Below are 12,501 nucleotides of genomic sequence, written 5' to 3' on the forward strand. Positions count from 1 at the left end.
TACGGCTTCTCTTTCGTGACCCTGGGAGTCATTCGTGGCTGGACGGTTCGCTCCTCGGCCCACGCGTACGACCGTGCGCGGTGGGGAGGTCGGCGTGCCCGCGGGGATGCCTCGGCAGGGGCGGGCGGCAGCGGGGCGGGTGCGGACGTGGGTGCCGGGCTGGCCGCTCGATCTCGGGCTGGTGCTCGGGCCGCTGCGGCGGGGGCCGGGTGATCCGACGTTCCGGGCGCTGCCCGACGGGTCCGTGTGGCGGGCCAGTCTCACGCCGGCCGGGCCGGGGACGCTGCGGATCTCCGCGGCGGGCGGGGCGGTACGGGGAGAGGCGTGGGGGCCGGGAGCCGAGTGGCTGCTGGAGCGGTTGCCGGCGATGGTGGGCGCCGAGGACGATCCGGCCGCGTTCACGCCTCGGCACCGGGTGGTGGCGGGGGCGTGGCACCGGCGGCCGGGGCTGCGGTTGACGCGGACCGGGCTGGTGCTGGAGTCGTTGATTCCGTCGGTTCTGGAGCAGAAGGTCACGACCGACGAGGCGTATCGGGCGTGGCGGTTGCTCGTGCGGAAGTACGGGGAGCCGGCGCCGGGGCCCGCGGGGGCGGGTTCGGGGTCTGGGGCGGGTTCGGGTTCGGGTGGGCGGATGTGGGTGATGCCCGCGCCTCGGACGTGGGCGTTGATTCCGTCGTGGGAGTGGCATCGGGCCGGCGTGGACAACAAGCGGGCCTCGACGATTCTGCGGGCGGTTCGGGTCGCCGCGCGGCTGGAGGAGGCCGTGGGGATGGAACCGGTGGCCGCGCGGGCCCGGTTGGAGGTCGTGTCCGGGATCGGGCCCTGGACCTCCGCGGAGGTGGTGCAGCGGAGTCATGGGGCGGCCGATGCGGTGACCGTGGGGGATCTGCATCTGCCGGGGATCGTGGGGTGGGCGTTGGCCGGGGACCGGTTGGCCGATGACGCGGTGATGCTGGAGCTGTTGGAGCCCTATGCCGGGCAGCGGCATCGGGCGGCTCGGTTGATTCTGTTGAGCGGGAAGGTTCCGGCGCGGCGGGCGCCGCGGATGCCGCGGGGGGATATCGGGCGGTTGTGACGTGCGACGACGTCGGGGTGACCGTCCCTGGGGGCTCCGCCCCCAGCCCCCCGGACCTTTGCCCACCCACCACCCGACTCGGTCGGACAGAGAAGTGGACCCGCCCCGGGGGCTGCGCCCCCAGACCCCCCTTCGGCCCTGAAGGGGCCTCGTCCTCAAACGCCGGACGGGCTGGGAGGTGGGCTCCACGTTCAACACCGGACCGGATGGGAGGTGGGCTCCGTCTCCACCACCGCACCGGAGAGGAAGCGGACTCCGTCTCCAACACCGGACCGGATGGGACGTGAGCCCCACCCTCCAACACTGGACCGGAGAGGAAGCGGGCCCCGTCTCCCATGCCGGACCGGACCCGGGGGACCGGTGTCGTTACTGGTCTGAGGAGAAGCGGACTGCTCCTGCCGGGATCTGGGCGTCGCACCAGATGCGCATGCCGTCGCGGAGTTCGTTGTCGGGGCCGATGACCGCGCCGTCGCCGATGACCGTGCCGGTGAGGACGGAGCGTTCGCCGACGCGGGCTCGGGTGCCGATGAGGGAGTCGGTGATGACGGCACCGGGTTCGATGACGGCGCCCGGCAGGATCGTCGAGCCGAAGACCCTCGCGCCCTGTGCCACGAACGCGCCCTCGCCGACCACCGTGCCGCCGGTCAGCTTGGCGTCGGGGGCGACCCTCGCCGTCGGGAGGACGAGGCGGTCGCCGCAGCGGCCGGGGATCGCGGGGGACGGGGCGCGGCCCAGGACGAGGTCGGCGGAGCCGCGGACGAAGGCGGCCGGGGTGCCGAGGTCCAGCCAGTAGGTCGAGTCGACCATGCCCTGGAGGTGGGCGCCGGCCGCCAGCAGGTCGGGAAACGTTTCTCTTTCCACCGAGACCGGGCGTCCCGCCGGGATGGTGTCGATGACCGAGCGGCGGAAGACGTACGCTCCCGCGTTGATCTGGTCGGTGACGATCTCCTCGGGCGTCTGGGGCTTCTCCAGGAACGCCAGGACCTTGCCCGTGCCGTCCGTGGGGACCAGTCCGTAGGCGCGCGGGTCGGTGACCTGGGTGAGGTGCAGGGAGACGTCCGCGGCCGTCCGCTCGTGGGTCTCCACCAGGGCGCCGATGTCCAGGCCGGTGAGGATGTCGCCGTTGAAGACGAGGACCGGGTCGTCGGGGGCGGAGTGCAGCCGGGAGGCGACGTTGCGGATCGCGCCGCCCGTGCCGAGGGGCTCGTCCTCCGTGACGTACTCGATGTGGAGTCCGAGGGCGGAGCCGTCACCGAAGTACGGTTCGAAGACCTCGGCGAGGTAGGACGTGGCGAGCACGATGTGGTCGACGCCCGCCGCTCTCGCTCTCGCCAGCTGGTGCGTGAGGAACGGGACCCCGGCCGCGCGGACCATGGGTTTGGGCGTGTGCACGGTGAGCGGGCGCAGCCGGGTGCCCTTGCCGCCGACCAGGAGTATCGCTTCTGTCACCTGTCGTCTCTGCTTCCTGCCGGGACCGGCCGAACTGTCTTTCGGCCGGCCAGTGTATGCAGACCGTTGTGCGGTGCCTTCGACGGCGGTGCGGCCTCCGCCTCTGCCCCCCGACGGCGGTGAGTGTGTTCCCGGACGGACAGACCCCGGTGGCACCGGGATGGTTCCCGGTCCCCGGTTTCCGGCCCTTGTTCCTGCCTCCGGTTGCCGGCCCCGAGTTCCGGCTTCCGGTTCCTGCCCGCGGGGCCCGCCCGCAGTGCCTGCCCGCGGTTCCTAGCCGCAGTGCCTGGCTGCCGTGCCTGGCTGCCGTGCCTGTCTAGCGGCCCTGGAGGCGGGCTGCCGTCAGTCGGGTCGTGGTGAGCTTGCGGTAGAGCTGCCAGCCGGGGCACTCCGTGGCGAACCCGTCCCGGTGACCGGAGATCACGTTCAGTCGTACGTTCTTTCCCTTGCCGTACAGATTGCCACCGCCCGACTTCAGGTAGGTCTTGCCGCGCGGATTGACGCCGTGCAGGCCGAGCTTCCACGCCGTGAGCCGGGCGACGGCCTTCACCGCGGCGGCGGACGGCTTGGCGGAGCCGAAGCTGCCGAGGACGGCGATCCCCATGCTGTTGGTGTTGAAACCCAGCGTGTGGGCGCCCAGCACCGGCTTCGCCACGCCCCCCGCACGCCCCTCGTAGATGTTTCCGCACTTGTCGACGAGGAAGTTGTAGCCGATGTCACGCCAGCCCATGCTGTTGACGTGGTAGCGGTAGATACCGCGAATGACGGAGGGGGCCTGCGCACAGCGGTACCCGTTGCCGGAGGCCGTGTGGTGCACGAAGGCCGCCTTGACCTTCTTCGTGTAGACGAACTTCCGTTCCCGGAGCGTCTCGTCCGCGCCCCAGCCGCGCCGGGTGACCAGACGCGGGCGCGAGCCGATGTACGGCTTCACCCGCTGCTCCTGGGTCAGGTCGGCGGCCCGGAGCGTGACGAGTTCCCGCTCGGTCTGGCTCCGGGTGAGTGCCGGGATCTCGGTGGCGCCGAGGGGGGCCAGGCCGGCGTTGGCCGCGGAGGCCTCGACGATCGCGGAGGCCTCGACGGGTTCGGCGGTCGGGGCGAGGGCGCGGGAGGTGAAGGGGGCAGGAGAGGTGAGGGGGGCGGAGGCGTCCGGGGCCGGGTCCGGGTCCGGGCGGGTCTCCTCCCCCGGGTCGACCAGTTCCAGGCGCAGGCCGGCGGGGAGCGGAGCGGCGGCCGTCGCCGTACGGGGGCCTCGGGCGGTGTCCTCGACACGGTGGGCCTGGGTCCCGGCGTCCGCGCGGACGCGTACTTCCACGCCGTCCGAGTCGCCCACCCACAGCGGTGCCGTCGCGCCGCGGACCCGGCCCGAGGTGCGCTCGGCGGTGTCCGGGTCGGCCGAGTGCTCGGCGTTGTGGGTCTCCACGTCCTGCCAGTCGGACCAGGTGTCGGTGCCGGCCGCGCGGGTGCGGACCTGGACGAGGCCGTGCAGCTCGACGTCCGGGTTGTCCCACACCACGCCGACGAGCGAGAAGTGCCGTACGTCCCGGCGGGCCACGCCCTGGTCGGCGGTGGGGGCGAGGGTGCGGTCGCGGGTGGTGAGGGGCGCGAGGGGGAGCGACTGGGTGCTGCCCGGCGCTTCCGCGGTCGACGCCGGTCTGATGGCCGTCGCCGATGCCGCCGGTGACAGCACGGGCGCCCTGGACGGCAGGCTCGCCGCGGCCGCGGGCGGGGTCAGCGGCAGGGCGAGAGCCGCCGCACAGGTGACGCCGATCGAGGAAGCAAGGAATCCACGCATGCCCCTGATCTTGGACATAGTCATACATATCTGTCCATCGGGGATTTGACGGACCGTCGGGTGGCGTTCCGCCGAACCGGTGGTGATCCGTGGTCCGGACGGCCGGTGCGCGGCCCGCGGCCCGCGTACGCTTCTGCGGATGAACGCCACCGACCGCACCCCTGCCGACCTGCTGCGTTCCGCGCTCGCCGCGGATCCCGGACGCCCCCTGGTGACCTTCTACGACGACGCCACGGGCGAGCGGGTCGAATTGTCCGTGGCCACCTTCGCCAATTGGGTGGCCAAGACCTCGAACCTCCTCCAGGGCGATCTCGCCGCGGGGCCCGGCGACCGGGTCGCGCTGCTGCTGCCCGCGCACTGGCAGACGGCGGTGTGGCTGCTGGCCTGTTCGTCGGTAGGGGTGATCGCCGACGTCGGCGGTGACCCGGCGGTGGCCGACGTGGTGGTGAGCGGGCCCCAGTCGCTGGAGGCGGCGCGGGCGTGCGGTGGGGAGCGGGTGGCGTTGGCGCTGCGGCCGCTGGGCGGGCGGTTTCCGCAGCCGCCGGCCGGTTTCGCCGACTACGCCGTCGAGGTGCCGGGGCAGGGGGACCGGTTCGTGCCGTTCGCGCCGGTGGATCCGGAGGAGGCGGCGCTGATCGTGGCCGGGCGGGAGTTCAGCTCGGCGGAGGTGGTCGAGCGGGCCCGGGCGGAGGCGACGGGGGTGGGGCTCACGGGGCCCGGGTCCCGGCTGCTGTCGGGGCTGGCGTACGACACGTGGGAGGGGCTGAACGCGGGGTTGTACGCGCCGCTGGCCACCGGGGGGTCCGTGGTGCTGTGCCGGAACCTGGATCAGCTGGGTGCGGATGCGCTGGCCAAGCGGATCGAGAGTGAGCGGGTGTCCGCGACGGCGAGGTGAGACGGGGTACGGCCGTCTCGGTGGCCCCCTCGCGCACCAGCGCCCGATGCGTGCCGCCCCGCACCCCCCACTGGGGGCTCCGCCCCCGGACCCCCGAACCTATGCCCACCCACCCCCCGACTCGGCCAACCAAGAAGTGACCCCACCCCGGGGGCTGCGCCCCCAGCCCCCCAGACCCCCCAGACCCCTCGGCCCCCCTCCCCCTCCCCCCTCCCCCCTCCCCCCTTCACCCGTTCGGCCCCCTCCACCCACCCCCCGCCCTCGCGCCCACGCCATGGTCGTAGGAGCAGCCGCACGACACGCTCGTATGCCGTGAGGGGTGGATCCGACGTGACCGACACCGCAGGTGCGCCTGGCGTGGGCTCCGGTGTGTTCGGGCCGGGGGTGGGGGCCTCGGCGACCGGGGTGGGGCTGACACGGCGGCGTCGGCGGCGGTGGGTGCGGGGTGTCGGGGGTGGGGTCGTGGTCGTGCTGGTGGTGGCCGGCGGGGTCGGGTGGGGCGCCTACGCGAAGCTGGACGGGAACATCACGTCGGACAACGAGGCGGCGGCCGAGCTGGCGCGGTACGACAAGGAGCGGCCCACCTCGTTGGTGCGGGGGGCGCAGAACATCCTGGTGATCGGGTCGGACTCGCGGTCCGGGGACGGGAACCGGCGTTACGGGCGGGACTCGGGGACCGAGCGGTCCGACACCGCCATCCTGTTGCATCTGGCCGCCGGGCGGAGCAGCGCGACGGCGGTGTCGCTGCCGCGGGACCTGATGGCCGACGTGCCGAGTTGCGCACGGCCCGACGGCAGCCGCACCGAGCCGATGTTCGCGATGTTCAACTACGCGTTCCAGGTGGGGGGTTCGGCCTGCACGATCCGGACCGTGGAGCGGATGACGAACATCCGTGTCGACCATCACATGGTCGTCGACTTCCACGGGTTCAAGGACATGGTCGACGCGGTCGACGGCGTCGAGGTGTGTCTGGCCGAGCCGATCCACGACAAGGCGGCCAGGCTGCGGCTGCCGGCGGGGCGGGTCACGCTCAGCGGGGAACAGGCGCTCGGTTATGTAAGGGCCCGCAAGTCGCTGGGCAACGGCAGTGACACCGACCGGATGGACCGTCAGCAGCGGTTCCTCGGGGCGTTGGTCAACAAGGCGCAGAGCAATGACGTCCTGCTGAACCCGGCGAAGCTCTATCCGGTGCTCGACGCGGCCACTTCGTCGTTGACGACCGATCCGGGCCTGGCGAGCTTGCGTGGTTTGTACGAACTCGTGCGCGGGCTGCGCGACATCCCCACCGAACGTGTGCAATTCCTTACGGTGCCGAGGGAGTCGTACGTTTACAACGCCAATCGCGACCAGCTCGTGGAACCGGAAGCGGAGAAGTTGTTCGAACGGCTGCGCGCCGACGCACCCGTGGAGGTTGCGGAGAACGTGCGACGGGACGCGGTGGAGTCGGCGCCGAAAAGCCTCGATTCGGCCGACAGTGGCCGGGAGAACAGCGACGACACGGGCGGGTCGGGGAACGAGAAGTCGGGTCGTGAGGAGGTCGGGGAACCCTTCGACGGCCATTCCCCGGCACCCACGTTCCGCGGGAACACGGCGGCCGAGGACAGTTGCGCGTAAAGCATTCACCAAGGTGGCCAACAGGGTCTCGGGCAAATGGGCGGATTGCCCAGTTGTAGTGACGTGGAATTAATCACCGGCGTCGCCCGCGGACGAACGAGGCGGTTAGTGTGAGCGATCCGGTGCATCCGGCCAGAAGGTCCGTCCTGGGGTCGAGCACTGTGTGACCGAGATCCGAGCGCCTGGAGGGGAAGGCGCCGCGTGGCCCCGACGGAGGATTCAGACAACCGTGGACGCGCAAGGCCGTGGGCGGGCGGACGACATCGACCCCGCAGACCAGTGGGTACTCAATCCGACCACCGGTGAATACGAACTGCGACTGACCCCTTCCGCACCGCAATCACCGCGGTCGGGCGTTCCCGGTCCCCGCAGATCCGGCACCGGTCGGGCGGGCGACGACAGAGCGGGCGACGACAGGGCGGGAACCCCGCCGCGTGGGCGTACGGCGGCTCCGGTCGCCCCCGGCCGTGACGTGCCGTCGCCGCGCAGACGCCGGGGCGCTCCCGAGGAGCCGTTGCCGGGCCGGCGCGGGCGCCGCCCGGTCAAGAAGAAGTCCAAGGCGAAGAAGATCCTGCTGTGGACCGGCGGCACGATGGCGTTCGTGCTGGTGGCCGGGGCGGGCGCCGGGTACCTCTACATCGAGCACCTGAACGGCAACATCACGTCCGTCTCCGACGACGGCGCGAGCACCGGCGGCTTCCAGAAGGACAAGGCGATCAACATCCTGTTGATCGGCACGGACAAGCGCACGGGTTCGGGCAACGAGGGCTACGGCGACGCCGGCAGTGTCGGCCACGCGGACACCACGATCCTGCTGCATGTCTCCAAGGACCGTTCGAACGCGACCGCGTTGAGCATCCCGCGTGACCTGATCGTGGATGTCCCCGACTGCCCGACCACGCAGGACGACGGCAACCAGGAGGTCATCCCGGGTACGACCGACGTCCGCTTCAACACCAGCCTCGGCCAGGACGGCCGTACCCCCAGCTGCACCATGCGGGCGGTCACCGAGCTGACCGGGGTCACCCCCGACAACTTCATGGTCGCCGACTTCAACGCGGTCAAGACGCTGACCACGGCGGTCGGCGGGGTCGACGTGTGTCTGGGCAAGGACATCGACGACCCCGACTCGCACCTGAAGCTGAGCAAGGGGATCCAGCACATCTCGGGTGAGACGGCGCTCGCGTTCGTGCGCACCCGGCACGCGGTCGGGTTCGGCGGCGACCTGAGCCGGATCACCCTGCAGCAGAATTTCCTCAGCGCGCTGATGCGGAAGCTGAAGTCCAACGACACGCTGACCAGCCCCACGAAGATGATCAAGCTGGCGGAGGCGGGCACCAAGGCGTTGACCGTGGACTCCCAGCTGGACAGCATCGACAAGCTGAAGGACCTCGGTCTGGAGCTGGGCAAGCTCAACGTCAAGAACCTGACGTTCACCACGGTGCCGGTGATCGACAACCCGGCGGAGAAGGTCAAGGCGACCGTCGTCGCCAACCCGTCGTCGGCTCCCCAGGTCTTCTCCATGATCAAGAACGATGTGTCGTTCACCGAGGTCAAGGCGCAGAAGAAGAAGGAGGCCGCGGCCGTCGCGGCCCGTCTCAAGGGCACCAAGGCGGACGCCGCGGACGTCCGGGTGCGCATCCTCAACGGGGGTGCGGAGGCGGGCAGCGCGCAGGCGGAGCTGGAGTACCTGCAGAACGACGAGGGTGTGCTCAAGTCCGAGAACGCGGGCAACGCCGGCACGGAACTGAGCAAGACCACGCTTGAGTACGCTCCCGACCAGGCCGACCAGGCCCGTCGGCTGGCCGCCATCATGGGGCTGTCCGGCTCGGCGCTGAAGCCGGGCAAGAGCGTCACCAACTCCCAGGGCCTGCCCACGATGACGCTGACCCTGGGCGAGGACTTCAAGAGCGCGGGCGAGTCGCTCACCGCTCCGACGAAGGCGCCGGAGGGGGTTCAGCAGTCCACCGCGGACAAGGTCGAGTGCGCCAAGTGACCTGAGGGGCCTGTCGTACGTCTACCAAGGCGTACGGCAGGCCTGTTTGTTGGCGCGAGGGTGGGGGGAACAGGAAATGACGCACAGCAGTGTGCACGAGGAGGGGACGCGACCGGAGGTCCGGCCCGGCCGCGGGCCGGGGCGGGCGGGTGGCCGTCGTGGGGACGACGGCAGCGGCTCCGGCAGATCCTCCGGGGGCGGCCACGGCGGCCGGCGCGGCAGGCGGCGGCCCCGGCAGGGGCGCCGGGTGCTGCGCTGGTCGGCGACGACGCTGGCGGTGCTGATACTGGGGACGGCCGGCGCCGGTTACCTCTACTACGAGCATCTCAACGGCAACATCCAGAAGGGCGAGCGCAGCGGCGGCGACTCCAAGGCGCGCCGGACCGAGCCGAACGCCGCCGGACAGACGCCGCTGAACATCCTGCTGCTCGGCTCCGACAGCCGCAGCTCCGACGCGAACGTGGCGCTCGGCGGCGGCAAGGACACCCGCGGCAATCCGCCGCTGGCCGATGTGCAGATGCTCATCCACCTCTCCGCGGACCGCAAGAGCGCCTCGGTGGTGAGCATTCCGCGTGACACCCGGGTCGACATCCCGGCGTGCAAGGACCCGGACAGCGGGCAGAGGTACGCGGCGACGAACGACATCATCAACACGACGCTGGGCCGCGGTGGGGCCGGCTGCACCCTCACCACCTGGGAGAACCTCACCGGGATCTACATCGACCACTGGATGACGATCGACTTCGCGGGCGTGGTGAGCATGGCGGACGCCATCGGCGGCGTCGAGGTCTGTGTGAACCAGAACGTGTGGGACCGCCCGTTGCCCCGGGTGTCCGGCGGTTCCGGGCTGAAGATGAAGGCCGGAACGAAGAAGGTCAAGGGCAAGCAGGCCCTGGAGTGGCTGCGCACCCGGCACGCCTGGGGCAGCGACCCGTTGCGGGCCCGCGCCCAGCACATGTACATGAACTCGATGATCCGCACGCTGAAGGACCAGAACGTCTTCACCGACGGGGGCCGGCTGATGGACCTGGCCGAGGCGGCCACCAACTCCCTGACGGTGTCGAAGGAGATCGGCACGGTCAAGGAGCTCTACGACCTCGGTACGCAGCTCAAGACGGTGCCCACGAACCGCATCACCATGACGACGATGCCGACGATCGAGGACCCCGAGGACATCAACCACCTGCTGCCGGCCGGGTCCGACGCCGAGAAGATGTGGGCGATGCTCCGCGACGACGTGCCCTTCGACGACAAGGGCGGGAAGGCGGAGGCGAAGCAGACGGCCACCGCCGCCGCGTCCACCGGCACGCGGAAGGCCACCACCGACCCGGCCGCGGCCAAGGGCGAGATCGGCGTCCTGGTGCAGAACGGCACGGGGTCCGCCACTCTCGGCCCGGTCAGCGGCCGGGCGGGTGAGATCGCCCAGGCCCTGGTGGGCAAGGGGTTCACCCGGGCGGCGAAGGACACCTCGGGCGCGGTCTCCGAGGCGAGGACCCTGGTGCGCTACCCGAGCGCCGAACTGGCGGGCGACGCCCGGGCGGTGGCCAAGTCCCTGGGGATTCCGACGAGTTCGGTGCAGAAGTCGACGGACGTGTCCGGGGTCACCGTCGTGGTCGGCGGTGACTGGCGCAGTGGCGCGGCCTATCCGAAGCAGTCAACGCCGGAAGCCGGGGATCTGCCGGGCAGCTCCGACGCCATCAACGGATCCGATACCGGACAGTGCATGAACGTGTACAAGCCGTATCGCTGGTAGTGCTTTTGTCACCCTCTGTCGAACTACCTTGCAAAAGAAACCAAGGAAAATTCACTCGACGCCAAACCGTGCGGATAGTGTGAGCGCTCCAGAGGGGGAGAAGGCGCCCATGGGGCCCTGATGAAGGATTCGGCAACCTTGGACGCACCAGGCCGTGGGCGGGCGGAGCACGTCGACCCCGCAGATCAGTGGGTACTCAATCCGAACACCGGTGAATACGAACTGCGGTTGACGCCCTCCGCGCCACAGCGGCAGGCCGTGCCCCAGCCTCGCGGCGGCCGTACGGCCGCCCCGGTCGCCCCGGCGTCCCCGTCCGCTCCCGGCCGTGAGGTCCCGCCTCCGCGCAGGCGGGCACCGGCTCCCGAGGAGCCGTTGCCGGGCCGGCGCGGGCGCCGCCCGGTCAAGAAGAAGTCCAAGGCGAAGAAGGTCCTGTTGTGGACCGGCGGCGGCATGGCGTTCGTGCTGGTGGCCACCGCGGGCGGCGGTTACTTCTACCTCAAGCACCTTGAGGGCAACGTCAGGACGACCGATGTCGGCGCCGCGGGTGCGAGCAGCTTCAAGAAGGACGAGGCGTTCAACATCCTCGTCATCGGCACCGACAAGCGCACCGGCGAGGGCAACGAGGGCTACGGCGACAAGGGCAGCGTCGGCCACGCCGACACCACGATCCTGCTGCACGTCGCCAAGGACCGCTCCAACGCGACCGCGTTGAGCATCCCGCGTGACCTGATCGTCGACATCCCGGAGTGCCAGGCCACGAAGGACGACGGCACCAAGTCGACCGTGTCGGCCCAGCAGGACGTCCGCTTCAACCGGAGTCTCGGCGAGAGCGGCCGGGACGCGGGCTGCACCATGCTCACGGTGAAGGCGGCCACCGGCATAGCGCCGGACCACTTCATGATGGCCGACTTCAACGCGGTCAAGACGCTGACCACGGCGGTGGACGGCGTCGAGGTGTGTGTGACGAAGGCCGTCGACGACAAGGAGTCGAAGCTCGTCCTGCCCGCGGGCGAGTCCAAGGTCGAGGGTGAGCAGGCGCTCGCCTTCCTCCGCACCCGGCACAGTTTCGGCAACCAGGGCGACCTCGACCGCATCAAGGTGCAGCAGCAGTTCCTGGGCTCGCTGATGCGCAAGATGTCCTCCGGTGACACCCTGACCAGCCCCACGAAGCTGCTGAAGCTGGCCGAGGCGGCCACCGAGGCGCTCACCGTCGACTCGGCGATCGGCAAGGTCGGCACCCTCAAGGACATGGCGCTGGAGCTGAAGAAGGTGCCGCCGAAGAACATCACCTTCGCCACGGTGCCGGTGGTGGACAACCCCGCCGAGACGGTCAAGGCGACGGTGGTCATCGACGATACGCGGGCCCCGCAGGTCTTCGACATGGTCCAGAACGACATCTCGTTCACCGAGGTCAAGGCGCAGAAGAAGAAGGAGGCCGCCGCGGTGGCCGCCCGGCTCAAGGGCACCAAGGCGGATGCCTCGGAGGTGCGGGTGCGTGTCCTGAACGGCGGTGCGGAGGGCGGCAGCGCGCAGCAGCAGCTGGACTGGCTGCAGAACAGCGCGGGCGTGACCAAGTCCGAGAACGCGGGCAACGCGGACGCCGACCAGGCGAAGACGACCCTTGAGTACGCGCCCGAGCAGGCCGACCAGGCACGCCGGCTGGCCGCCATCATGGGGCTGTCCGGCTCGGCGCTGAAGCCGGGCAAGAGCGTCACCAACTCCCAGGGCCTGCCCGCGATGACCCTCGTCCTGGGCAAGGACTTCAAGGGCGCGGGTGTGAAGCTGAACGCCTCTTCGGCCAAGACGCCGGACGTGGAGAAGTCCACGGCCGACAAGGTCCAGTGCGCGAGTTGACGAATTAGAGCAACCTGACGGGCCCGTCGTATGTCTCCAGGACGTACGGCGGGTCTCGTCGTGGTGCGGGGCG

General features: G+C 70.7%; 8 protein-coding genes. 6 read left to right on the top strand and 2 right to left on the bottom strand.

All coding sequences use genetic code 11. From position 1 onward, the window contains the following. The first annotated feature begins 34 nt into the window (after positions 1–34). The gene (locus ACZ5VD_RS18180) at positions 35–1,075 is read left to right on the top strand and encodes a DNA-3-methyladenine glycosylase family protein (protein WP_468548791.1); all 1,041 of its coding nucleotides are present in this window, start codon (positions 35–37) and stop codon (positions 1,073–1,075) included. 366 nt (positions 1,076–1,441) lie between these two features. Here ACZ5VD_RS18180 and manB read toward each other — a convergent pair whose 3' ends face one another. Together manB and ACZ5VD_RS18190 are read right to left on the bottom strand one after the other, a co-directional pair. After that, entirely contained in the window at positions 1,442–2,524 is a 1,083-nt protein-coding gene (gene manB, locus ACZ5VD_RS18185; protein WP_468548792.1) for a mannose-1-phosphate guanylyltransferase, read from the bottom strand. Positions 2,525–2,840: 316 nt separating this feature from the next. Next, positions 2,841–4,316 (bottom strand): peptidoglycan recognition protein family protein, encoded by a 1,476-nt coding sequence (locus ACZ5VD_RS18190; protein ID WP_468548793.1) that lies wholly within the window; start codon positions 4,314–4,316, stop codon positions 2,841–2,843. Positions 4,317–4,455: 139 nt separating this feature from the next. On the opposite strand from ACZ5VD_RS18190, the gene ACZ5VD_RS18195 reads away from it, so the two are divergent. The 5 genes from ACZ5VD_RS18195 (at position 4,456) to ACZ5VD_RS18215 (ending at position 12,428) form a co-directional block, all read left to right on the top strand. Further along, positions 4,456–5,211, top strand: coding sequence for a TIGR03089 family protein (locus ACZ5VD_RS18195; protein WP_468548794.1), 756 nt, complete (start codon positions 4,456–4,458; stop codon positions 5,209–5,211). 330 nt (positions 5,212–5,541) lie between these two features. Then, entirely contained in the window at positions 5,542–6,825 is a 1,284-nt protein-coding gene (locus ACZ5VD_RS18200; RefSeq protein WP_468548795.1) for an LCP family protein, read from the top strand. A gap of 229 nt (positions 6,826–7,054) precedes the next feature. After that, the gene (locus ACZ5VD_RS18205; RefSeq protein WP_468548796.1) at positions 7,055–8,821 is read left to right on the top strand and encodes an LCP family protein; all 1,767 of its coding nucleotides are present in this window, start codon (positions 7,055–7,057) and stop codon (positions 8,819–8,821) included. A gap of 76 nt (positions 8,822–8,897) precedes the next feature. Beyond that, positions 8,898–10,574, top strand: coding sequence for an LCP family protein (locus tag ACZ5VD_RS18210; protein ID WP_468548797.1), 1,677 nt, complete (start codon positions 8,898–8,900; stop codon positions 10,572–10,574). Positions 10,575–10,712: 138 nt separating this feature from the next. Next, on the top strand, positions 10,713–12,428 hold the full coding sequence (locus tag ACZ5VD_RS18215) for an LCP family protein (protein ID WP_468548798.1): 1,716 nt from the start codon (positions 10,713–10,715) through the stop codon (positions 12,426–12,428). Positions 12,429–12,501: the final 73 nt, after the last annotated feature.

It is taken from the genome of Streptomyces sp. NPDC032822, assembly GCF_055578825.1.

Bases quoted from the DNA above. Each gene is read 5' to 3' on its own strand.
- ACZ5VD_RS18190 (WP_468548793.1), bottom strand. From the start codon at position 4,316: ATGCGTGGATTCCTTGCTTCCTCGATCGGCGTCACCTGTGCGGCGGCT.
- ACZ5VD_RS18210 (WP_468548797.1), top strand. From the start codon at position 8,898: ATGACGCACAGCAGTGTGCACGAGGAGGGGACGCGACCGGAGGTCCGG.
- ACZ5VD_RS18195 (WP_468548794.1), top strand. From the start codon at position 4,456: ATGAACGCCACCGACCGCACCCCTGCCGACCTGCTGCGTTCCGCGCTC.